Annotated in this window: 18 protein-coding genes and 1 pseudogene; 10 read left to right on the top strand and 9 right to left on the bottom strand. The window is 58.2% G+C overall.

Annotation, left to right across the window (positions count from 1 at the left end):
- Positions 1-10: 10 nt before the first annotated feature.
- From SERRSCBI_RS07525 to galU (SERRSCBI_RS07515), 3 genes are all read right to left on the bottom strand, one after another.
- Positions 11-1,147 (bottom strand): polysaccharide export protein, encoded by a 1,137-nt coding sequence (locus SERRSCBI_RS07525; RefSeq protein ID WP_033650761.1) that lies wholly within the window; start codon positions 1,145-1,147, stop codon positions 11-13.
- A 436-nt stretch (positions 1,148-1,583) separates the two neighbouring features.
- On the bottom strand, positions 1,584-2,477 hold the full coding sequence (gene galU, locus SERRSCBI_RS07520; protein ID WP_033650605.1) for a UTP--glucose-1-phosphate uridylyltransferase GalU: 894 nt from the start codon (positions 2,475-2,477) through the stop codon (positions 1,584-1,586).
- A 53-nt stretch (positions 2,478-2,530) separates the two neighbouring features.
- Entirely contained in the window at positions 2,531-3,427 is an 897-nt protein-coding gene (galU, locus tag SERRSCBI_RS07515; protein ID WP_033650760.1) for a UTP--glucose-1-phosphate uridylyltransferase GalU, read from the bottom strand.
- Between the two features lie 618 nt (positions 3,428-4,045).
- Between galU (SERRSCBI_RS07515) and SERRSCBI_RS07510 the strand changes: the two genes are divergently transcribed.
- The gene (locus tag SERRSCBI_RS07510; RefSeq protein ID WP_042784045.1) at positions 4,046-5,629 is read left to right on the top strand and encodes a TerC family protein; all 1,584 of its coding nucleotides are present in this window, start codon (positions 4,046-4,048) and stop codon (positions 5,627-5,629) included.
- 31 nt (positions 5,630-5,660) lie between these two features.
- Here SERRSCBI_RS07510 and dcuC read toward each other — a convergent pair whose 3' ends face one another.
- The 4 genes and pseudogenes from dcuC to udk all read right to left on the bottom strand — a co-directional run bounded on the left by dcuC (position 5,661) and on the right by udk (position 10,413).
- Positions 5,661-7,013 carry an anaerobic C4-dicarboxylate transporter DcuC gene (gene dcuC / locus SERRSCBI_RS07505; RefSeq protein WP_033642456.1) on the bottom strand — a complete coding sequence of 451 codons (1,353 nt, stop codon included), beginning with the start codon at positions 7,011-7,013 and terminating at the stop codon, positions 5,661-5,663.
- A gap of 173 nt (positions 7,014-7,186) precedes the next feature.
- Positions 7,187-9,020 (bottom strand): annotated as a pseudogene (gene asmA / locus SERRSCBI_RS07500) (outer membrane assembly protein AsmA).
- Positions 9,021-9,064: 44 nt separating this feature from the next.
- Entirely contained in the window at positions 9,065-9,646 is a 582-nt protein-coding gene (gene dcd, locus SERRSCBI_RS07495) for a dCTP deaminase (RefSeq protein ID WP_019454407.1), read from the bottom strand.
- Between the two features lie 125 nt (positions 9,647-9,771).
- Positions 9,772-10,413, bottom strand: coding sequence for a uridine kinase (gene udk, locus SERRSCBI_RS07490; RefSeq protein WP_033642454.1), 642 nt, complete (start codon positions 10,411-10,413; stop codon positions 9,772-9,774).
- 232 nt (positions 10,414-10,645) lie between these two features.
- Between udk and SERRSCBI_RS07485 the strand changes: the two genes are divergently transcribed.
- Positions 10,646-11,275 carry a phosphatase PAP2 family protein gene (locus SERRSCBI_RS07485; RefSeq protein WP_033650603.1) on the top strand — a complete coding sequence of 210 codons (630 nt, stop codon included), beginning with the start codon at positions 10,646-10,648 and terminating at the stop codon, positions 11,273-11,275.
- 45 nt (positions 11,276-11,320) lie between these two features.
- Here SERRSCBI_RS07485 and apbC read toward each other — a convergent pair whose 3' ends face one another.
- Positions 11,321-12,433, bottom strand: coding sequence for an iron-sulfur cluster carrier protein ApbC (gene apbC, locus SERRSCBI_RS07480; RefSeq protein WP_033650602.1), 1,113 nt, complete (start codon positions 12,431-12,433; stop codon positions 11,321-11,323).
- Positions 12,434-12,592: 159 nt separating this feature from the next.
- Here apbC and metG point away from each other — a divergent pair, with 159 nt between their 5' ends.
- The 8 genes from metG (at position 12,593) to sanA (ending at position 22,350) form a co-directional block, all read left to right on the top strand.
- On the top strand, positions 12,593-14,620 hold the full coding sequence (gene metG, locus SERRSCBI_RS07475; protein ID WP_042784044.1) for a methionine--tRNA ligase: 2,028 nt from the start codon (positions 12,593-12,595) through the stop codon (positions 14,618-14,620).
- Between the two features lie 224 nt (positions 14,621-14,844).
- Positions 14,845-15,912 (top strand): sugar ABC transporter substrate-binding protein, encoded by a 1,068-nt coding sequence (locus SERRSCBI_RS07470; RefSeq protein ID WP_042784043.1) that lies wholly within the window; start codon positions 14,845-14,847, stop codon positions 15,910-15,912.
- Between the two features lie 131 nt (positions 15,913-16,043).
- Complete coding sequence (locus SERRSCBI_RS07465) at positions 16,044-17,258, top strand: MFS transporter (RefSeq protein ID WP_033650599.1); 1,215 nt, start codon at positions 16,044-16,046, stop codon at positions 17,256-17,258.
- Positions 17,259-17,396: 138 nt separating this feature from the next.
- Positions 17,397-17,804, top strand: coding sequence for a CidA/LrgA family protein (locus SERRSCBI_RS07460; RefSeq protein ID WP_033642448.1), 408 nt, complete (start codon positions 17,397-17,399; stop codon positions 17,802-17,804).
- Entirely contained in the window at positions 17,801-18,496 is a 696-nt protein-coding gene (locus tag SERRSCBI_RS07455; protein WP_042784042.1) for a CidB/LrgB family autolysis modulator, read from the top strand. Before SERRSCBI_RS07460 ends, SERRSCBI_RS07455 begins: the two co-directional genes overlap by 4 nt.
- A gap of 137 nt (positions 18,497-18,633) precedes the next feature.
- A complete protein-coding gene (cdd, locus tag SERRSCBI_RS07450; RefSeq protein WP_042784041.1) occupies positions 18,634-19,518 on the top strand; it encodes a cytidine deaminase in 885 nt (294 codons plus the stop codon).
- Positions 19,519-19,739: 221 nt separating this feature from the next.
- The gene (locus SERRSCBI_RS07445; protein WP_004938945.1) at positions 19,740-21,437 is read left to right on the top strand and encodes an NAD-dependent malic enzyme; all 1,698 of its coding nucleotides are present in this window, start codon (positions 19,740-19,742) and stop codon (positions 21,435-21,437) included.
- Positions 21,438-21,606: 169 nt separating this feature from the next.
- Complete coding sequence (gene sanA / locus SERRSCBI_RS07440; RefSeq protein ID WP_004938948.1) at positions 21,607-22,350, top strand: outer membrane permeability protein SanA; 744 nt, start codon at positions 21,607-21,609, stop codon at positions 22,348-22,350.
- Positions 22,351-23,195: 845 nt separating this feature from the next.
- Here sanA and mglC read toward each other — a convergent pair.
- Positions 23,196-24,206: a galactose/methyl galactoside ABC transporter permease MglC gene (mglC, locus tag SERRSCBI_RS07435; protein ID WP_033642445.1), complete on the bottom strand. Its 1,011-nt coding sequence runs from the start codon at positions 24,204-24,206 to the stop codon at positions 23,196-23,198.
- Positions 24,207-24,209 lie beyond the last annotated feature (3 nt).

The raw sequence follows: 24,209 nt of genomic DNA, 5'->3' as shown, positions 1-24,209 counted from the left end.
AGCGTATCCTCTACGGCCAGTTACGAATACGCAGCGTACCTTCCGTCAGGTTGTTGAAGCCGTCGATGGTTGGCACCAACTGCGTGACCAGACGATTCCAACGAGCGACCGGCGCCGCAGTGACATAGACAATGTCATAAGGCTGAAGGTGGAATTCCGTCCCCATCACCATGGCTGTCGCATCCGACATATTCAACTGATAGATGTTTGCCAGTTTATTGCCCTGAGTGCCATGCAGAGGTCGAATAACGAAAATGCCTGTCGCGTCAGCACTCGATTGTACAAGCCCTTGACTGCTACCCAACGCCTCCGTCAACGTCATACCGCTGCGATCCATTTTGAGCGTGGATGGAGTTTTTACTTCCCCCATCACGAATACCTTGAGATCGTCATTACGAGGAATGTACAGAATGTCCCCGGGATAGAGCAGGCGGTTCTGGGTCAAATCCCCATTTTGCATCAGTTGCTGCAATGAAAGGCGCTGCTCTTTGCCGTTGTGAGTCAAAATGATATTGCGCCAATCGGCATCTTCCGTCAGCCCGCCGGCGGCGTTGATGGCATCCATCACCGTCAATGGCACGTTGGTGATCGGTTGTTGACCCGACTTGGCGACTTCCCCCGTCACATACGCTTTCTGTGAACGGAAAGCGGCGATATTGACGTCAACCTGTGGACTTTCAATGTATTGCGCCAGTCTCCTGGCGATTTGATCGCGGATCTCGGTGACCGTTTTACCTACCACGCTCACCTTACCGATATAAGGATAGAAAATAGTACCGTCGGCATGCACCCAGTTACCGGTGTCGCTGGCGCTGCGGTATTGGCCCGCAGGCGTAGTCAGTTCAGGATGGTCCCAAACCGTTACGTTAAGGACGTCACCCACACCAATCCGGTATTCATACGTGCGCAGCGATGCGTCCAATTGCGCATTCGACTGAGCAACCACCTTTGCGGGACGCATCGAATCCAGCAGCTTAGGCGTCATAGGGTAAATATTGACCAGCTTATCAATATCGAAGTCAGCATCTTCTTGTTTTACGACATCTTTTCCACTGGTCGATAAATGGGTTCCAGGAAACACCGTGCATCCACTGATTACGCTAATTGATATCAATAGCGATATCACTTTCAATTGTCGTTTTGCCATCAAATTATCATCACTTTCAAGTAAATGTATCTGCAAAGCTACAATGCTAGCCAACCGTGGCTGCCTCGCTGTAACCTTATCAAAATGCCTGACACTTGCTGCGCCGTCTCTCAATAAGCGCCCTGTTGCAATTTTCAATAACGTTTATCTGCCGTTGATAAGAGCAAAGCTATTATTGGCAAGATAAATAAGCTGAGAAGCCTCGCATTGGCGAAAATCGATACCGGGGCCGATTCGGGCTTTAATTTGTATTAATAACAGTATATTGCAGAGCAGCCTGGCAAGTTCGTGCAAAAAGTACTCGCCAAGGCAACTCAGCAACCCGCTATTGAATGTATACTAATATAAAAATTGAGACAGTGAAATTCCCCAAAATTCAACCACTCTCCTGATTTCCTTACAGTGATCGGGCCGATAGGGAACCATCCAGTCTAGTTCAAAACGCCAGCTGTTCAGCCCATTCCCGGAAAGCCTTGCCCTGAGTAGGATGACGCAAACCGTAGGTGACAAACGCCCGCAAGTACCCCAGTTTTTCACCACAGTTGAACGACTCCCCAACCAACTCTGTTGCCTCTACCGGTTTGTGTTTCAACAATTCGGCAATCGCATCGGTCAGTTGAATACGGCCCCAGGCCCCCGGTTTGGTCGTCTCCAGAAGAGGCCAAATATCCGCTGACAACACATAACGTCCCACCGCCGAATAGTTGGATTCCAACTTGGTTTCCGGCGCCGGTTTTTCGATAATCGACGTGATACGAGCGCTTTCGCCAGGAGCCAGGCTGCTGGCTTCACACTGCACCACAGAATAGTCATGCAGGACGTGTTCATCCGCCGTCTGAACCAACACCTGGCTCAGACCGGTTTGTTCAAAGCGCGCAATCATGTGTGACAGATTGTCTTTCTTCAAATCGGCTTTTGCGTCATCCAGCAAGATATCTGGCAACAGAACGACAAACGGCGAATCACCGACCAAAGGTTTGGCACAGAGCACCGCGTGGCCCAACCCCTTTGGCTGCCCCTGCCGGATATGCATCAGCGTGACGCCTTTTGGCGTTATCGACTGCACCTCATCCAACAGCTGCCGTTTCACACGAGCCTCCAGCATCGCCTCCAATTCGAATGAGGTATCAAAATGGTTTTCGATGGCGTTCTTAGAAGAATGCGTCACCAAGATGATCTCTTTGATCCCGGCAGCAACACATTCATTGACAATGTATTGAATCAGCGGTTTATCTACGATCGGCAACATTTCTTTCGGAATCGCCTTGGTCGCCGGAAGCATACGCATACCCAGCCCTGCCACAGGAATAACCGCTTTCAACTTCGTCATAGTAGCCCTCATTCAATCTGGTGATCGCTTTCAGCCGCAGTGGCGACAGCCTGTTACTTATTCAACGTCTGCTTCAACCAGCGGCTGAAGTTTTCGCCTTCGGAACCGTGACGCAATCCATACTGCACAAATGCCTTCATGTAGCCAAGCTTGTCACCACAATCATGGGATTTACCGCTCATGTGGAACGCTTCCACCGTTTGTTCATCCATCAACATCGCGATCGCATCGGTCAGTTGGATCTCATCGCCCGCGCCGGGTGGCGTCTTTTCAAGCAACGGCCAAATATCGGCGGCAAGCACATAACGGCCAACAACCGCCAGATTGGAAGGCGCATCCTCGCGAGCCGGCTTCTCTACCACGGCCGTCATCGGCGCGCTTTCACCCACAGCGATCGTCGCGCCGGCGCAGTCAACTACGCCATATTTGGACACATCCTGTTCCGGCACCGGTTCAACCATAATCTGGCTGAATCCCGTCTCGTCGAAACGCTGGAGCATTCTGGCCAGATTCTCTGTGCGCAGATCCGCGGTTGCATCATCCAGCAAAACATCCGGAAGCAGCACCACGAAAGGAGAATCGCCTATCATCGGCTTGGCGCACAATACGGCATGTCCCAGCCCTTTCGCCTGGCCCTGGCGCACTTGCATCACGGTCACATCCGGTGGACAAATGCTTTTTACTTCGGCCAACAACTGACGCTTCACGCGCGCTTCGAGCATCGCCTCAAGCTCAAAGGAGGTATCGAAATGGTTTTCAATCGCATTTTTTGATGAATGGGTAACCAAAACGATATCTTTGATGCCCGCCGCTACGCACTCACTGACGATGTACTGAATTAAGGGCTTATCGACCACCGGCAACATTTCTTTAGGGATGGCTTTGGTTGCCGGCAACATTCGGGTTCCCAAGCCCGCTACAGGGATCACTGCCTTGAGTCTTTTCTGCATTTTCATTCCAATTCATCGTGGCGCTGCATCCCCGCGGCAAGTAAAAAGGGAACATTCATCAAGCATGCTACCGCCCTTGGCTTGCAGCTACCAAAGTACTGTTATTGACGTTTTCACTCACGTCACCCCGTGAGCCAAATCACTTTTTGTAAAGCGGCATTTGCTCTTAATCTGGATTGCCGCACCGCTCACAAAAAAATAAAAAAACTGGAGCCTTTATAACCAAACAATGTTAGTTACTGACGTTTATATGGCTAGGATTCTTATACTAATGTCCAAGTGATACAAGCCTTAGATCCCCCCAGCCAGCCGTTTTCAGAATAAGACTACTCATGCCACATACCGTAACGAGTCCCTGACGTGGAGAGAGATTTTAATATTTTGATTTAAATAGATTTATAGAGACGTTCTTTTTATGAGCGAGGCGTATTCCGGCAAAAACAGCCTGATACCGCACGCCGCTTTCATGCCCAGCATCGGCGAACAATATTTGTTGCGCAAAGTCTTGCAACGCCCGTTTTTGTCGACATGTCCCGGATTAGAGTTGAATTTTGCCGCCTCAGCGCCCATCATTCCCGTGCGGCATAAGCCGTAGAACTTACAGGTGAAATTGGGCGTATGGAATGGATCGCTGATCCAACAATTTGGGCCGGCCTGGCCACATTGGTCGTGCTGGAAATCGTTCTGGGTATAGACAACCTTGTCTTCATCGCCATTCTGGCGGATAAACTACCAAAACAACAAAGAGATAAGGCTCGTGTCGTCGGTCTGTTGCTGGCGCTGGTGATGCGTCTGGCGTTGCTCGCCTCCATCTCGTGGCTGGCGACGCTGACCAAACCGATGTTCATCGTCGCAGAACACCCCTTCAGCGGCCGCGATCTGATCATGCTGGTCGGCGGCATATTCCTGCTGTTCAAAGCCACCATGGAGCTGAACGAGCGGCTGGAGGGCAAGGATGAAGAGCAGCATGGCACACGCAAAGGCGCGCGCTTCTGGCCGGTGGTGGCGCAGATCGTGGTGCTGGATGCCGTCTTCTCGCTCGACTCGGTGATCACCGCGGTCGGCATGGTCGACCACCTGGCGGTGATGATGATCGCGGTCTGTATCGCCATCGGCCTGATGCTGCTGGCCAGCAAACCACTGACGCGCTTCGTCAACGCTCACCCGACTATCGTCATTCTGTGCCTGAGCTTCCTGCTGATGATCGGTTTCAGCCTGGTGGCGGAGGGCTTCGGCTACCACATTCCGAAAGGCTATCTCTACGCGGCGATCGGCTTCTCGGTGATGATCGAAGCATTGAACCAACTGGCGCAATTCAACCGCCGTCGTTTCCTGTCGAAGGTGCGGCCGCTGCGCGAGCGTACCGCCGAGGCGGTGCTGCGCATGCTGAGCGGCAAACATGAAGAAGCCGAGGTCGACAGTCATTCCGCCAATCTGCTGGCCGACAGCGACAGCGAAAACGGCGAGATCTTCAATCAGCAAGAGCGGCGCATGATCGAACGCGTGCTGGGTATGGCGCAGCGCACGGTCAGCAGCATCATGACCTCACGTCACGACGTCGAATACCTTGAGCTGAACGATCCGCAGGAGAAGCTGACGCAATTGCTGGAGCGCAATCAACACACGCGCATCGTGGTGGTAGAAAGCAGCGCCAGCGATGAGCCGTTGGGCGTTATCCACACTATCGACGTCCTCAAACAGCAGCTGGCGCAGGCGCCGCTGGATCTGCGCGCGCTGATACGCCAACCGTTGATCTTCCCGGAACAGCTCACGCTGTTGAGCGCCCTTGAACAATTCCGCCAGGCACAGACGCACTTTGCCTTTGTGGTCGATGAGTTCGGTTCCGTCGAAGGCATCGTCACCCTGACGGACGTGATGGAAACCATCGCCGGCAACCTGCCGGAGGCCGGCGAAGAGGTGGATGCACGCCACGACATTCAGCAAAACGAGGACGGCAGTTGGACCGCCAACGGCTATATGCCGCTGGAAGATCTGGTGTTGTACCTGCCGATGCCGCTGGAAGAAAAGCGCGAATACCACACGCTGGCGGGGCTGCTGATGGAACACAGCCAGCGCGTGCCGCAAAAAGGCGAACAAATCACGATCGGTGACTACCTGTTCGAGCCGTTGGAGGTCAACAGCCACCGTATCCTGAAAGTGAAGATCACCCCGCCTCCCCCACCGGAGGACTACGAGGTTTAACATTGAGGCCGGGCATTGCCCGGCCTTGGTTTTACTGGGGAACCAGCAACTCCGTCGCCACGATCACCACCACCAGCCCGACAATCACCGGCACCGAAGTGCGCTTCACCACGTCGAACGGTGAGATTTTCGCCATGCCGGAGACCGCTACCACCACGCCGGAGACCGGCGACAGCGTGCGGCCGAGGTTAGACGCCTGCAGCATCGGGATCACCAGATAAGCCGGGTTGACGCCCATTTGCGCCGCCAGTTTCGGGATCAGTTCGACAAACGCATAGAACGGCGCATTGCCGGAGCCGGTGGTCATGGCCGCCAGCATGGTGATCACCACCAGCACCAACATCATGATCAAACCGCCGGTGCCGAACGACTGCGCCAGCCCGATCAACCCGCTGATAAAGCCGACGGTGCTCAACCCTTGCGCGAAGACCCCGGCGGCCACCAACAGCATGACCACGCTGGCGAATGCGTCCGCCATGCCGCGATAAGCCACTTCCAGGCCGCTGAATACCTGTTTCGCGCTGAAACTGCGCACGAACTCAATCAATGCCGCCAACAGTATGCACCCCACCAGCACGGTAATGATGTGCAGCTCCGGTCCCCATTTACCGTCGAAAATCAGCACGCCGAGGATCGGTGTAAACGGCAATATCGCGTAAAATCCCGGCGCATGGGTTTTGATTTCGCTGACGTCCATGATGTGATGCTGTTCATTGCTCTTTCTGTCGAGATAACGCTGCCAGAAAAAATGCGCCACAGCCATGCAGACAATGGCGGCAATCGAGATAGGCAGGGTGGTTTTGAACGCGAAGTCCACCAGCGGCATCTCCGCCGCTTTGGCCGCCAGCACCACGTCGCCGGACGTCGGCGCCAGAATAATCGCCGCCGGCGAAGCGCAAATGGCAGCCGCCGCGCCGCGGCTGATGCCCACGTTCACCATCAACGGGAACAGCGTCGCCATCAGCAGCACGCCGAGGCCAGTGGCGGAAGAGACCGCCAGCGACATCAGGCAAGCGACAAAATACGCCGCCACCATCAGCAGATAAGGCGAATTGATCATCTGCAGCGGACGCGAAGCCAGCTTCACGACCACGTCGTTGGCGCCGATATGCGTCATGTAGGCGGCAAAACCGCACAGCATCATGATCATCATGCCGAGATCGCCGCCGCGGCTCATCAGCAAAATCTTGACGTATTCGATCATGTCGGTCGCGCGCCAGCCGGTTGAGGCGGCGCCGGACGGCAACAGCGTTTTCCCCATCAAGGCGCTGATGCCGAGCAGCAGCAGCCCCCCCACCAATAAGACGCCGGTAGCGGAATATCCCTTGATAATGTAACGGCCCACGCCCGCCGCGACTGCGGCGCCAATAAGGAGCTCTATCATGTTTCCTCAACTCGTCATTTTTTCGCGCTCAAGCGCACAGTAATAGCAAAACTGGCCCCTACTCTGCACAAACTGAGCAGAGGTCTTCATGACATTCATCAAGGTAACGGAGAGAAATTATCGCGGGAACCTCGATATTGACGCGGGCCACACTGTGGCCCGCATCGGAGGGATTACAGCTTGTCGAGCAGCTTCTTCAGATCCTGACCTTCGCGCGAATCCTTGTTCTTTTCAGCCCATTTGTTCAGCGCATCTTTAGCCCGATCCTGCAGCGTTTTACGCAATACCTGATCGACCTGCAGTTGATAGTTGAGCTGTTGCCACGGCCCATAGACCCGCAGCGGGATCGGCGTTTTTTTGCAGTTGCTCGATCAGCTCGCCGCGCCCTTGCCATCCGCCGGTGACGCGCACGTTAAGCGCCATATCGCACTGTTTGCCCGGCATATCGATGCTGCCGGCGCCGGTCAGCGCCAGCAAAGGAGAATCCGCCGTCAGACCGCTGAGCTTGATCGTGCCCTGATTCAGACTGGCCTGCGCCGAGACGTTTTTGACCTCGGTATAACGCTGATAGCTGTCTTGCCCGCGCACGCTGTTATCGTTGCGCGCCACAGCCTGCTGGATCAGCTGCTGAATGTTCAGGCCATGCAGCTGCGCATCCTGCATCGCCAGCTGCGCCGTACCGCGCCAGCGGCGCTCAAATGACTGTGAAGAGAGGCGATCGCCGGTCAAATCCCCTTTCATGCTGAATTTGCCGGTCAACATCTGCGGCATGTCGAAGGCTTTGAGCACCGTGCCCAGTTCAACCTGGTTCAGCGCCGGCTGCACGCTGATCACCGGTTTATTGCCGCGCGCGTCCAGCGAGCCCGGCAAGGAGAAATCACCGCCGGCCAATTGTCCGGCGAGTTTATGCAGCGTCAGCAGTCCGCGTTGGTTGTCCGCCACGACGGCCAACTGAGAGACGTTCATACCGCGATAGGTCAACTGCGCGGCCTGCAGATTCAACTGCGCATTGAAATCGCGCAGCGCCTCTAAATTCTGCTGCCGATCGTCAACCTGGCTGGCGATCACCGGCGCGGAAGTCACGGCAGGTTGTTCGGCGGTATTGGTGCTGGATTGCCAGCCGGAGAGCGCATCGAGATCGAGGTTAGCCGAATTGAGGTTCACCACATAGCCGGGCACCGCCCCCAACGTGGCGCTGATATCGCCGGTCAATTGGCTGTTATTGGCGCTGACGCTCAGCTGGCTGACGGCAATCTGCGCCGGCGTCTGCTGATAGACCACCTGCGCATTGCCCTCTCCCTGAATACCGCCGTTCGGAATATCCGCACCCGCCAGTTGATAATTGAACTGGGTGACTTTGGCGCCAATCTGGCGAGGGAACTGCTGCAAGTCGACATCGGCCGCCATGCTGAAGGTCAGGTCGCGCTGATCGCGGTTGACCCGGCTGGAAAGTTCCAGCTGCGCCTGTCGCGTCTGCGTTTGTTGCAGGGTGAGATTGATATCCCGGACATTGATTTGCTCATTGTCGGCGCGCTGCCAAATCAGCAGACTGTCCACGACCCGCAGATTATCGATATCGAACTTCCAGGCCGCATCTGCCGCGTCTGTGCCAGTGCCGGCCGGCGCGATCGGGGCATCCATCTGCGAATGCTCTTCGCTATCGGGCGTGAGGCGAATGACGGCGTTTTTCAGCATCACCTGTTTCACAAACAGCTGATGCGACAGCAGAGGCAACAGTTTGACATCGAGGCGCATATTTTCCGCGCTCACTACCGGCGCTTTCGCGCCCGGCGCGGTCAGCGTCATGCGCCCGGCCAAAATGCTGAGCTGCGGCCAGATATGCCAGCGCAGGTCGCCTTCGAGCGTCAGCTGATAGCCGCTCTTCTGCTCGACCTTTTTGACCATGTAACCGCGAAAATCATTCGGATTGACCAGCAGTACCAGCGCGGACATCCCCGCCACCACGACCACCAGTAAAATCGCCAATGTCGTCAGTAATCTTCTCATGCCACCCTCTTGTCAGCGCCACACCGACGGTGCATCCCGCGCCGTTAGTCCTTGTCGATTCGACTGGCTACTGCGCCCTGCTGATCGCGATACTTCGCGTCCTGCCGGCTGTTGTATGGCCGGGCCGCCGGGCCGGACAACGGTTCAAAGCTCAAGGCCCCGATCAGCATGCCCGGCCGCAGCGCCAGCGGCAGCTTGCCGGAGTTGTAAAATTCCAGCACGATGCGTCCATGCCAGCCCGGATCGATACGGTGCGCAGTGACGTGCACCATCAACCCCAGGCGCGCCAGAGAAGAACGGCCGTCGAGCCAACCCACCAGATCGTCCGGCAGCGTCACGGATTCGAACGTCACCGCCAGGGCCAGCTCGCCGGGATGAAGGAAAAACGCCTCGCCTTCCGGCAGGACAATCTCGTCGCTCATCACGCGATCCAACGCGGCGCTGACTTCGTCTTTCGGCCCGCTGAGATCGATAAAAGGCGCGGTATGGCCGCTGAATACGCGGAACTGGTTGCCCAAACGGACATCTACTGTGGCCCCGTTGATGCGTTCGAGCGGCGGACGCGGGGAAATCACCAGTTTCTCGCTATCCAGCCAGGCTTCTATATCGCGGTCGCACAGTCTCATGTCTCTCTTCTCCATCAAAACGCGTAACTAAACAAAAATTGCCACACAACGGGCGAAAGGTCTACGCCGGGGTGCAAATAGTTGGCCACCGGCCGGAAATACACATTTCCGGCCATTAAGCGGCATTATTCAAAGAATTGGCTGATTTTGGCTTTCAGAATATCGATCGCGATGCGGTTTTTGCCACCGCGCGGGACAATGATATCGGCGTATTGTTTGGAAGGTTCGATAAACTGCAGGAACATCGGGCGCACGGTCTTCTGGTATTGCGCCATCACCGAATCCATCGAGCGGCCGCGCTCGTTGACATCGCGCTTCATGCGGCGCATCAGGCAGATATCCAGCGGCGTGTCGACGAAGATCGAGAAATTCATCTCCTGGCGCAAGCGGATATCCGTCAGCAGCAAGATCCCTTCCAGAATAATGACTTTTTTAGGTTTCAGGTGGACGGTTTCTTTCTTGCGCGTGTGCTCGGTGTAGCTGTACAGCGGCAGTTCGATCGCTTTGCCCGCCTTCAGCATCTGCAAATGCTGGAACAGCAGGTTGTGATCCATGGCGCTCGGGTGGTCATAGTTGGTTTTGACCCGTTCTTCCATGGTCAGGTGACTCTGGTCTTTATAGTAACTGTCTTCTGGAATAACGCCGATGTGCTCATCGCCGACCTGCTCGCGGAGTTCGCGGTACAACGTGCTGGCAATAAGGCTTTTTCCGGAGGCAGATGCGCCAGCTATACCAATAATGACGCACTGATGCGGATTGTCAGTCATAAAATTAAAGACCTGATTTCGTAATGTGAAGGGAGGGAACTAAAACGCGACAATTATAGGGAGTCGTCGGGGTTTGCGCCACTGTATATTGCGCGACGGCGGGCGAATTCAGGCTATCGCGCCCTACCGGCGATATGACATTTTAAGAATCTCACGGCTAGGGCAATGCCCCGCAACAGGTTACACTCCTGCGCTGACTTAGGGACCCCGTAGTCTTTCATCGGAGAATGATGTGCTGGATTGGTATTTTTTGACTTTTTTCGGCGACAGCATGCTGCTGCTGCCCTGCGCGCTGATTCTTTTTTTATTGCTGCTCGCATCGCCCGCCACCCGCGTTGCAGGCTGGCAATGGGCGCTGATTTTCGGTTTCACCGGCGGGCTGGTCTGCCTGTCCAAGTTGGCCTTTATGGGCTGGGGCATTGGTAGCGCAAGTTATGACTTCACCGGATTCAGCGGCCATTCGGCCCTCGCCGCGAGCATCTGGCCGCCGCTGCTTTGGGCTTTAACCGGTCGATTTTCCCATCCGGTGCGCAGCATCGCGTTGTTGACCGGGTGGATATTGCCTTTCACCATCGGCGTGTCGCGCCTGGAAATCCGCGTGCATTCGGTATCCGAGGTCATCAGCGGGCTGATTTTAGGCTACCTGGCCAGCGCACTGTTTTTATGGCTGCAGCGAGGGAAAGCGCGACCACAGCTGGCCTGGCCGCATTTGGCCATCGCGCTGGCCTTGCCGTTGGCGCTGATGGGGCAGCGGCAGCCGGCCCCCACTCAGGGATTGCTGGAACATATCGCCAAAACGCTGGCGCAGATCGAACGCCCTTATACCCGTGCCGACCTGCACAGGCCGACCCCTACCCCATAAAAAAACCCGGCGTTTAAGCCGGGTTCTTGCATTGCGAAAGGCTGATTACAGCGCGCGGAACGCAATCTCCGTCGGGATCGCCTCGCCCTGCCAATACATCTGCGCAGCCACACGGCCGGCCAATTGACGATACATGTCGGCGAATTCGCTGTCCGGGCGGCTGATCACCGTCGGCGTACCGCGATCCAGATCTTCACGCAGCGAGATATGCAGCGGCATCTGCCCCAGGAGACGGCTGTTATATTTCTGCACCAGCTTCTCGGCGCCGCCGGTACCGAAGATCGGCTCATGGTGGCCGCAGTTGCTGCAGATATGCACGCTCATGTTCTCGACAATGCCCAATACCGGCACATGCACTTTCTCGAACATTACGATGCCTTTGGCGGCATCCAGCAAGGCGATATCCTGCGGCGTGGTGACCACCAGCGCGCCGGTCACCGGAATGTTCTGCGACAGCGTCAGTTGGATGTCACCGGTGCCCGGCGGCATATCCAGCACCAGGTAATCCAGATCCGGCCACAGCGTATCCTGCAGCAGCTGCATCAACGCCTTGCTGGCCATCGGGCCGCGCCACACCATGGCGTTGTCGTCGGTCACCAGATAACCGATGGAGTTGGTCGCCAGCCCGTGCGCCATGATCGGCGCCATGTGCTGCCCGTCCGGCGAGGTCGGCCGCTCGTGTTCGGTGCCCAGCATGTTGGGGATCGACGGGCCGTAAATGTCGGCGTCCAGAATGCCGACCTTGGCCCCTTCGGCGGCCAGCGCCAGCGCCAGGTTGACGGCGGTGCTGGATTTCCCCACTCCGCCTTTGCCGGAGCTGACGGCGATGATGTTGCGCACGCCTTTGATCCCGGCCTGCGCGTTGGCGCGCTTCAGCGTCGTGATATCGTGTTTCAGCTTCCAATCGATGGCGCCGGCGCCGGTCACGCGCAGCAGTTCGGGGCCGACGCTCGCCTGCAGCGCTTCAAAACCGCTCTGCCAGGCAAAGGGCATCGTCAGTTCGATATGCAGTACATCGTCCAGCAACGCGCAGTGATGGATAGCCTTCAATGCGGTCAGGTTGTTTTTCAACGTCGGGTGTTCAAAGGCGGCCAGTACACCGGTCACCAGGGCGCGCAGAACTTCGGGGTTGGTCTGCTCAGGGGATTTTGCGTTCATCCCGGCTCCTTGATTTTGAATGGGTAGCTTCCGGCTAAGCATACCAGAACTGCGCGGCGGCTGGCGCGTATAACCTGTAAGAAACCGCCCTAGCAGCGAAGGGCGCGATCGGTTAACATCGAAGGCCCTTTTATTCATTACAGAAAGCAAGTTCTCACTATGGCTCAAGTCGCGAAAAAATTATTGGTGACGTGCGCGCTACCGTACGCAAATGGTTCCATCCATCTCGGCCACATGCTCGAGCACATCCAGGCGGATATCTGGGTGCGTTACCAACGAATGCGCGGCCACGAAGTGCATTTCATCTGCGCGGACGACGCGCACGGCACGCCGATCATGCTGAAAGCGCAGCAACTGGGCGTTAAACCGGAAGAAATGATCGCGGAGATGAGCCAGGAGCACCAACAGGATTTCGCCGGCTTTGGCATCAGCTATGACAACTATCATTCGACCCATAGCGATGAAAACCGTGAGCTGTCCACCCTGATTTACAGCCGCTTGAAAGAAAACGGGTTTATCAAGAACCGCACCATTTCTCAGCTGTACGATCCGGAGAAAGGCATGTTCCTGCCGGACCGTTTCGTGAAAGGCACCTGCCCGAAATGCAAATCGCCGGATCAGTACGGCGACAACTGCGAAGTGTGCGGCGCCACCTACAGCCCGACGGAACTGATCGATCCGAAGTCCGTGGTTTCCGGCGCGACGCCGGTGATGCGCGACTCCGAGCACTTCTTCTTCGACCTGCCGGCCTTCAGCGAAATGCTGCAGGCGTGGACGCGCTCCGGCGCGCTGCAGGAGCAGGTAGCGAACAAGATGCAGGAGTGGTTCGAATCCGGCCTGCAGCAGTGGGACATCTCCCGCGATGCGCCTTACTTCGGCTTCGAAATCCCGGATGCGCCGGGCAAATACTTCTACGTCTGGCTGGACGCGCCGATCGGCTACATGGGCTCCTTCAAGAACCTGTGCGACAAACGCGGCGATCTGGACTTCGACGAGTTCTGGCGCAAAGACTCCACCACCGAGCTGTACCACTTTATCGGCAAGGACATCGTCTACTTCCACAGCCTGTTCTGGCCGGCGATGCTGGAAGGCAGCCAGTTCCGCAAACCGAGCAACCTGTTCGTGCACGGTTACGTGACGGTGAACGGCGCCAAGATGTCCAAGTCGCGCGGCACCTTCATCAAGGCCGGCACCTACCTGCAGCACCTCGACGCCGATTGCCTGCGCTATTACTACGCCGCCAAGCTCTCTTCACGCATTGACGACATCGATCTCAATCTGGAAGACTTCGTGCAGCGCGTCAACGCCGACATCGTCAACAAGGTGGTGAACCTGGCTTCGCGCAACGCCGGCTTTATCAACAAGCGCTTCGGCGGCAAGCTGGCCGACACCCTGGCCGATCCGGCGCTGTACCAGACCTTCGTCGACGCGGCCCAGAGCATCGCCGAAGCCTACGCCGCCCGCGAGTTCAGCCGCGCCATCCGCGAAATCATGGCGCTGGCCGATCTGGCCAACCGTTATGTGGATGAGCAGGCGCCGTGGGTGGTGGCGAAGGAAGAAGGCCGCGACGCCGATCTGCAGGCCATCTGCTCGATGGGCATCAACCTGTTCCGCGTGCTGATGACTTACCTTAAGCCGGTGCTGCCTTCGCTGACCGAACGCGCCGAAGCGTTCCTCAACGCCGAGCTGAGCTGGGAGGCGATCCCGCAGCCGCTGCTGGGCCATCAGGTGAACGCGTTCAAAGCGCTGTTCAACCGCATCGATCTGGACAAGGTCAACGAGATGGTCAGCGCCTCGAAAGAAGACATGGCCGCCGCCAAGCCGGTGACTGGCCCGCTGGCTGACGATCCGATCCAGGAAACCATCACCTTCGACGATTTCGCCAAGGTTGACATGCGTATCGCCCTGATCAAGAGCGCCGACTTTGTCGAGGGCTCCGACAAGCTGCTGAAGCTGCAGCTGGATCTGGGCGGCGAATCGCGCCAAATCTTCTCCGGCATTCGCTCCGCTTACCCGGACCCGAAAGCGCTGGAAGGCCGTCTGACCATCATGGTCGCCAACCTGGCGCCGCGTAAAATGCGCTTCGGCGTGTCAGAAGGCATGGTGATGGCGGCGGGCCCAGGCGGGAAAGAGATCTTCCTGCTGAGCCCGGACAGCGGCGCGCAGCCTGGCATGCAGGTCAAGTAATCGCGCAAATGCGCGGCGTAGGGAGGGTCGAGCTTGCTCGGCCCTTTTTTATTGCCCCAACCCCCACGTTATAAGCATGAAGAAAAAGTCATAACCGCCCTGATTCCCCTGCCCGCCGCATCCGGCTATGATGCTCCGAAACCCAAAATAGACGTCCAGACAGAAAGACTGCTATAACAGACCTTCACCGGGATCGTTTCCCTGCTTTTTTGGAGCCTATAATAATGAAAAACCTCAAGACTTCGCTACTCGCCCTCAGTCTGTTGTCCGCCCTGCCGCTGCAGGCGGCGGAAAACGCCGCCGTACCCGCCGCCATCGCTCAGCATCAGGGGCCGGTGCGCATCGCGGTGATCCGCAACCTCGGATCCGACGACAACACCACGCAATTTTTGGCGGGCGCCATTCAGGAAGGGCGCAAGCTGGGCTTCAAGGTGGATACCTTCCTCAGCAACGGCGACGACGCGCGCTTCCAGGACTTCGTCAATCAGGCTATCAGCCAGAAATATGACGGCATCATTCTCTCGCAGGGGCGAGCCCCCTATTCCACTGACCTGGTCAAGCGCATCGCGGCGGCCGGCATCGCCGTCGCGGCTTTCGATACCGACGTCAGCGGCAGCGTTCCCGGCGTCACCGTCTCGCAGCAGGACGACGCTTCACTGGCCAATGCCTCCTTCGGCCAACTGGTGAAGGATTTCAACGGCCAGGCCAATATTGTCAAGCTGTGGGTGGCCGGCTTCCCGCCGATGGAGCGCCGTCAGGCCGCTTACCAGCAGTTGCTGAAACAGCATCCGGGCATTCATGAGCTGGAATCGATCGGCGCGGTCTCATCCGACGTGCAGGGCGATACCGCCAACAAGGTGGGCGCGGTGCTGGCGAAATACCCGAAAGGCAAGATCGACGCCATCTGGGGCACGTGGGACGCCTTTACCCAAGGGGCTTACAAGGCGCTGAAAGAGAACGGCCGCACCGAAATCAAGCTGTACAGCATCGATATCTCCAATCAGGATTTACAGCTGATGCGCGAGGCCGGCAGCCCGTGGCAGGTCAGCGTGGCGGTGGATCCGAAGCTGATCGGCGCGGTCAACCTGCGCCTGGTGGCCAACAAGATCGCCGGGGAAAGCACGCCGGACAACTATCAGTTCAAAGCGGCGGTCATTCCGCAGGCCCTGCTGCTGGCGCAACCGGGGCCGGTCAACGTCGCCGGCCTGGCGAAGATCATCCCCGGCTGGGGCAGCAGCAGCGATTTCGTTCAGCCGTGGTTCGCCACGCTGCAGGCCGAACACGGTAAATAATGCTGTTTTTCACGAGGCTGCCGACGCAGCCTCTGTTTTTCAGATAAATATCGGCAGCCCCCTTCCGTCCCCGCCAAAATGCGCTATGTTATCTGCATCGCCCAATAACTGTATGCATAAACAGGTTTCAAATGAAGGGATTCCCCTCGCTGATCAACGTACTGCTGGCCAGTTCGCTGGTGTTGACCATCGGCCGCGGCGTCACGCTGCCGTTCATCACCATCTACCTCACCGAGCACTTCCAGCTGTTGCCGAAAAGCGTGGGCGTGATCCTGGGCGTCAGCCTCACCCTCGGCATCATCGCCAGCCTGTACGGCGGCTATCTGGTGGACAAATTCAGCAAAAACCGCCTGATCCTGCTGTCGATTTTATTGTTCGCGCTGAGTTTCTTCGCCATTCCCTGGATCCCGCGTCCCGGCGGCGTGATCGTGGTGCTGGCGATCCTGCATACCTGTTATTCGGTGCTGAGCATCACCATTAAGGCCTGTTTCGCCGATTGGCTGCCGGTCGAGCAGCGCATCAAGGCTTTCTCAATCAACTACACGCTGGTCAACGTCGGCTGGGCGATCGGCTCTGCGCTCGGCGTTCTGGTGGCCGGGCTGAGTCCGCTGCTGCCGTTCTACCTGTCAGGCGGCCTGGCGCTGGCGACGGTGACGGCGCTGAGCCTGCGCTTGCGCGGTGGTGAACAGCGCCCGGCACCCAGCGCCGCCGCACCGGCCGCGCTGGCCAACTTCCGTCAAACGCTGGCCATCTTGCGAAGCGATCGACGGCTGATCTACTTCACCCTCGGCAGCACGCTGGGCGCGGTGGTGTTCGGTCAGTTCACGGGCTATCTGTCGCAGTACCTGATCACCGTCTCCAGCGCCGAGTTCGCCTACAAAATCATCGGGTTGGTGATGATCGTCAACGCCGGTATCGTCATCGCCCTGCAATACCTGCTCAGCCGCGGCATGCGCCAGGAGAATATGCTGCGCTGGCTGGCGCTGGGCACGCTGTTTTTCATCGTCGGGCTGCTCGGTTTTATGGTGGCCGGCCAGGCGGTCTGGCTATGGCTGGCGGCGATGGCGGTGTTTACCTTAGGCGAGATCATCGTTATCCCGGTGGAATACATGTTCATCGACTTTATCGCGCCGCCGCACCTGAAAGGCAGCTACTATGGCGTACAGAACCTCAGCGCATTGGGCGGCGCCATCAACCCGGTGCTGTGCGGGGTCATGCTCAGCTACGCCGCGCCGCCGCTGATGTTCGTGATGCTGATCGTCGCCGCGCTGCTCAGCCTGCTGTTTTTCTTCCTCGGCCATCGTTTGGCGGAACGTTCTGCGGCAACGGCCGAAGACGCGCGCTGACCCTGCCTGCAACTCTCAAAGCAGGATGTCAACCCGCCAATCGCGCATGGCAGGCATAGCGATAATTCATAGTGCGATCTGTGGCGTGGCTCACAGTTTAATTGTATGATGAATGCGTCAGTTAAACGGGAAAAGACAATGGCCAACGTGCTCACACTGTGCTGGAAATACCTCAGGGCCCTGCTCCTCATCTACCTGTGTCTGTTCGTCGGCAACGCAGTGGCGGCGCTGCTGCCTTTCGCCATTCCCGGCAGCATCATCGGCATGCTCCTGCTGTTCGCGCTGCTCTCCACCCAGATCCTGCCGGCCAAATGGGTTAAACCCGGCTGTCATTTGCTGATCCGCTACATGGTGCTGCTGTTCGTGCCGATCGGCGTCGGCGTGATGAAATATTACGACCAGATCGTCGCGCATCTGGGCCCGCTGGTCATTTCTTGCCTGATCAGCACGCTGATGGTGCTGGTGGTGGTCGGCTATACCTCACACTATTTTCACCGCGAGCGGCGCATTGCCGGCAAGCCCGACGACACGGAGGGCAACTCATGATCCATGAAATCTGGTGGTCGCTGCCGCTGACGCTGGCGGTCTATTTCGCCGCGCGCTGGCTGGCGCTCCGGTTGAACATGCCGCTGCTCAATCCGCTGCTGGTGTCCATGGCGGTGATCATCCCGCTGTTGCTGCTCAGCGGCATTTCCTATGAGCGCTACTTCCAGGGCAGCAGGATCCTCAACGATCTGCTGCAGCCGGCGGTCGTCGCGCTGGCCTTCCCGCTGTATGAGCAGTTGCACCAAATCCGCGCGCGCTGGAAGTCGATTATCACGGTGTGCTTCATCGGCAGCCTGACCGCCATGATCAGCGGCGGCGCCATCGCCCTGTGGTTGGGCGCCACGCCGGAAATCGCCGCCTCTATCTTGCCGAAATCGGTCACTACGCCGATCGCGATGGCCGTCGCGGATTCGCTCGGCGGCATTCCGGCGATCAGCGCGGTTTGCGTTATTTTCGTCGGCATCCTCGGCGCCGTGTTCGGCCACACGCTGTTCAACCTGTTGAAAATCACGGTCCCCTCGGCGCGTGGCCTGGCGATGGGCACGGCTTCCCACGCGCTGGGCACCGCGCGCTGCGCGGAGATGGACTATCAGGAGGGCGCCTTCGGCTCGCTGGCGCTGGTGATCTGCGGCATCATCACCTCGCTGCTGGCGCCGTTTGTGTTTCCGGTGCTGTTGCATCTGTTCGGTTGATCAGGATGAAACTTGCGATACATCTCGCATTTACGCCTTTTATTGCATTGATTTCATCATTTAAGAGATATTGATCACACTTTAATGTCTCTGGCCTGCCTAGAATGTGAGCCCGTTAACCTGTAGAGAGACCTTCCATGCATCCGCGTTTTCACACCGCTTTCAGCGCACTGCCCGCGACACTGCAATCCGCCCTGCAGCCCTATCTGGACGCGCCCGACTTTCCGGCGATGTTCACGGCCGAGCAAGCGGCGGCGATCCGCTCAGGTTGCGGGTTGGACGATGACGCGCTGGCATTCGCGCTGCTGCCGCTGGCGGCGGCCTGCTCGTTAACCCCGATATCGCATTTCCACGTCGGCGCCATCGCGCGCGGGCAAAGCGGCAATCTCTATTTCGGCGCCAATATGGAATTCAGCGGCGCGCCGCTGCAGCAATCCGTACATGCGGAACAAAGCGCAGTGACTCACGCCTGGCTGCGCGGCGAAAAAGCGCTGGCCTCGATCACCGTCAACTATACGCCGTGCGGCCACTGCCGCCAGTTTATGAATGAGCTGAACAGCGGCGGCGCGCTGCAAATCCGTTTGCCTGGCCGCGCACCGGCCACGCTGGCGGACTATCTGCCGGACGCCTTCGGCCCGAAAGATCTGGATGTCGCTTCACTGCTGATGGACGAGGTCAATCACGGGCATCAACTGCCGCTGAACGATGCGCTGACGCTAGCGGCGCTGGCGGCGGCCAACCGGAGCCACGCGCCGTACAGCAACGCCCACAGCGGCGTGGCGCTGGAAACGGCAGACGGCAGCCTCTACGCCGGCCGCTATGCGGAAAACGCCGCTTTTAACCCGAGTCTGCCGCCGCTGCAGGCCGCGCTGATCCTGCTGAACCTCTCCGGCGGCGACTGCCGGGCTATCCGTCGCGCCGTCCTGGCCGAACCGCAGGACGCGAGCATCAGCCAATGGGACGCCACCCGCGTCACCCTGGCGGCGCTGGGTTGCCAAAACGTCAGCCGCGCCGCCTTCTAAGCGCACGACGGCGGGGCCATCCGGTTCCGCCGTTAACAGCACCGCCCGCCAAATACAATGCCCCGACGCCGCCAGAGACACTTTCTTTAGTTAAAAAATCATTTGATTGTCGATAATTACGCCAACCTGGTTCATCATCGGGCAACAAATGCTGTACATCTTCTCTTTATCTTTTAGGATCGTCGGCAATACAGTTATCTGATACGTGAAGAGTAAAACTGATGGAACTAGAATACGAAAGCAAACGCCCGCTCTACATCCCTTACGCCGGCCCGATTCTGCTGGAATTTCCGCTGCTGAACAAAGGCAGCGCTTTCACCGAGGAAGAACGTAGCCACTTCAACCTGCACGGCCTGCTGCCGGAAGCGGTGGAGACCATCGAAGAACAGGTGGAACGCGCCTACCGTCAGTATCAGGATTTCAAGAACGATAACGATAAGCACATCTACCTGCGCAACATCCAGGACACCAACGAAACCCTGTTCTATCGCCTGCTGGACTCGCACCTGAGCGAGATGATGCCAATCATCTACACCCCGACCGTCGGCGAGGCCTGCGAGCACTTCTCCGATATCTACCGCCGCGCGCGCGGGCTGTTCATCTCCTACCCGAACCGCGATCGCATCGATGACATGCTGCAAAACGCCACCAAGCAGAACGTCAAGGTGATCGTGGTGACCGACGGCGAACGCATTCTCGGCCTGGGCGACCAGGGCATCGGCGGCATGGGTATCCCCATCGGCAAGCTGTCGCTGTATACCGCCTGCGGCGGCATCAGCCCGGCCTATACCCTGCCGGTAGTGTTGGACGTCGGCACCAACAACCCGCAGCGCCTCAACGATCCGCTGTACATGGGCTGGCGCCATCCGCGCATCTCCGGCGAGGAATACCACGCCTTCGTCGAAGAGTTTATTCAGGCGGTCAAACGCCGCTGGCCGAACGTGCTGCTGCAGTTCGAAGACTTCGCGCAGAACAACGCCACCCCGCTGCTGAACCGCTACCGCGACGAGATCTGCTGCTTTAACGACGACATCCAGGGCACCGCCGCGGTCACCCTCGGCAGCCTGATCGCCGCCAGCCGCGCCGCCGGCAGCCAGCTGCGCGATCAGACCGTCACCTTCCTCGGCGCCGGTTCCGCCGGCTGCGGCATCGCCGAGCAGATCATCGCGCAGATGAAGTCCGAAGGGTTGAGCGAAGACGAAGCGCGCGCCCGCGTATTCATGGTTGACCGTTTCGGCCTGCTGACCGACAAACTGCCGAACCTGCTCGACTTCCAGAGCAAGCTGGTGCAGAAGAGCGACAACCTGGCCGGTTGGGAAACCGCCAGCGACGCCATCTCGCTGCTGGACGTGGTGCGCAACGCCAAGCCGACCATTCTGATCGGCGTTTCCGGCCAGCCGGGGCTGTTTACCGAAGAGCTGATCCGCGAGATGCACAAGCACTGCGAACGCCCTATCGTGATGCCGCTGTCCAACCCAACCTCGCGCGTGGAAGCCCGTCCGGAAGACATCATCAACTGGACCGACGGCGCCGCCCTGGTCGCGACCGGCAGCCCGTTTGCGCCGGTAAGCTACAAAGAGCAGCTGTACCCGATTGCCCAGTGCAACAACTCCTACATCTTCCCGGGCATCGGTTTGGGCGTGCTGGCCTCCGGCGCCACCCGCGTCACCGACGCCATGCTGATGGCCGCCAGCCGCGCGCTGGCGGATTGTTCGCCGCTGGCGACCGACGGCCACGGCGCGCTGCTGCCGAATATCGACGATATTCAGGGCGTATCCAAGTGCATCGCCATGGAAGTGGGCAAAGCGGCGCAGCTGCAGGGTGTGGCGATCGTCACCTCCGAAGACGCACTGTCGAAAGCCATCGAGCACAACTTCTGGCGGCCGCAGTACCGCAGCTATAAGCGCACCTCGTTCTGATTGACGCGCTGAAATGACCCAGCCCGGTTCCGCCGGGCTTTTTTGTGCGGCAAAACCGCCGAAAAATGCGGCGACGCGCGTGCTTCAGGCGGTTCGCGTCTTGCGTCGGTCGGTCAGGTAAAGTAGCCTTGATCCATCTTTTTCAGCCCGGCGCGCGTAAGGCAACAACATGTGGAAACGCCTGATAATCAGCCTGTTCATCATCATTGCGGTGTTGATGGGCTCGGCTATTGCGCTCGATCGCTGGATCAGCTGGAAAACCGCGCCTTACGTCTACGACGAACTGCAGGAATTGCCACATCGCCAGGTCGGCGTAGTGCTCGGCACCGCCAAGTATTATCGCACCGGCGTGATCAACCAGTACTACCGTTACCGCATTCAGGGAGCGATCAACGCCTATAACAGCGGCAAGGTGAAATACCTGCTGCTGAGCGGCGACAATGCCCAGCAAAGCTATAACGAACCGATGACCATGCGCCGCGATCTGATCGCCGCCGGCGTGGCGCCGAGCGATATCGTGCTGGATTACGCCGGCTTCCGCACCCTGGATTCCATCGTGCGCACCCGCAAGGTGTTCGACACCAACGATTTCATCATCATCACCCAGCGCTTCCACTGCGAGCGCGCGCTGTTTATCGCCCTGCACATGGGCATTCAGGCACAGTGTTACGCGGTGCCGTCGCCAAAGGACATGATGACGGTGCGCGCCCGCGAGATCTTCGCCCGTCTGGGCGCGCTGACCGATCTGTACATCCTCAAGCGCGAGCCGCGCTTCCTCGGCCCGCTGATCCCGATCTCCGCCATGCACACCGTGCCGGAAGACGCCCAGGGTTATCCCGCCGTCTCGCCTGAACAGTTGGTGGAGCTGGAGCACAAGCTGAAAGAAGAGAAACAGAAAGCCAAACAGCCCTGACGCGGCAAACGCCCAAAAAAGCCGGAAGAATAGGCCTAATGCCGGTCACTTAAGCCTGACTGGTATTTTTTATCCAGTCTCTTTACGTGACGTGCAGGATGAATTGCCGTAAATCCCCCGAATTTCTCTGTTACTACAATGAACGGCAATTGGAGGGGCCGAAGGCGCGGCCCCTCCACCCGCGCCCTTGCTTAACACCGTCTGTCCGCTGTGCGGAAATTACTCGGCCCACTTTGTGTCTCGCCCCTTCGGTGCCGTTGCAAGCAGCGTTCAATTCTGCTCCCCGGCAGATTTGTCCTTGCCGTGTCTGCATTGTCGGGCGGGTCGGCTGCGACAAACGTCCCTGTTAGTCTCGCCTCAACCGGCCTTCCCTGGCCGGTTGCCCCTGACAACGCCGTCTTGCTCGGCAGCCGGTGATGCGCGCCTAAGGTCAACACCCGAGCTGGCAGCTACCGGGCAACCTGTCCCTTATGAGGTTATGACAGAGAAGCGTAATCGGAGATGAGCACGGTATTGGACGCCCTTGAAGACGCCGAACGCAGGCATAGTGCATTAGGAGAAACCGCCATGGACGGCGGTTTCAGGTGAGACAGGCAGGGACGCCTGTCGCAACCGGCCTCAATGCGCTATGGCGGAGAGAGGGCAGTTGGCAAAGCCAACCGTCTGATAGGGCAAAGGCGCGGGTTGCCAGGGGCCGCGCCTTCGGCCCCTGGCTCGGTCGAGGTGCTGGAGCCTCATGATGCACCTCTCATTTATCGACCGAAAACGACTCGAGTACTTCAAAAAAACGCTAACTGACCAGCATTAGGCAATAGGCCGGCCTTGTCGTCTCTGCTGCGGTAGATCTACTTCTTCTTGGCGTATTTCAACGAGTCCAGCGCCACGGCGAAGATGATGATGCTGCCCTTGATGATGTACTGCCAGTACGGGTTGATGCCGATATAGGTCAGGCCGTAGTTGATGACGGTAAAGATGATCACCCCGGTCACCACGCCCCACACCGTACCCACCCCGCCGGCAAACGAGACGCCCCCCACCACGCAGGCGGCGATGGCGTCCAGCTCATACATAAAGCCGAGGTTGTTGGTGGCGCTGCCGATGCGCCCCGCTTCCAGCAAGCCGCCGAAGGCATAGAACACGCCGGACAGCGCATAGATCATGATCAGGTTCAGCGGCACATTGACGCCGGACACTTTGGCCGCTTCCGGGTTGCCGCCGATGGCGAAGATGTTCTTGCCGAAGCGGGTCTTGGTCCACAAGATCCAGACGAAAATGATGGCAATCAGCGCATAGAAGGTGATGTACGACAGCTTGAAGTCGCCGAAGCGCAAGAAGCCTTGGGCAAAGGTGGAGAATTTCGGATCGAAGCCGGCGACCGGCGACGCGCCGACCGAATCGTAATACAGCGAGTTGATGCCGTAGACGATGATCATGGTGCCCAACGTGGTGATGAACGGCGTCACGTTGAGGTAGGCGATAATCAGGCCGTTAACCAGGCCGATCACCGCGCCGACCGCACACACCAGCAGGATAACCACGGGAATCGACCAGGTTTCCATGTGCGGGAACACTTTGTTGACGTTATCCATCGACTGCAGCAGCGTGGCCGCCACCACCGCCGCCAGCCCCACCTGCCGCCCGGCGGACAGGTCGGTGCCCTGGGTCACGATCAGCCCCGCCACGCCCAGCGCGATGATGATGCGCACCGAAGACTGCGTCAGGATATTGCTCAGGTTCATCAGGCTGAGGAAAGTGGGGTCCTGAATGATGATGATGGCCAACAGCACCAGCAACACCACGTAAATGCCGCCTTCCTTGAAATAGGTAAATAAGGTTTTTTTATTTAGCGCGTTCATAAT

This window comes from Serratia sp. SCBI, from assembly GCF_000747565.1.
Lineage (GTDB): Bacteria > Pseudomonadota > Gammaproteobacteria > Enterobacterales > Enterobacteriaceae > Serratia > Serratia ureilytica.
The sequence above is the reverse complement of the archived record's forward strand: the minus strand, read 5'-3'. Positions and strand labels throughout refer to the sequence as shown.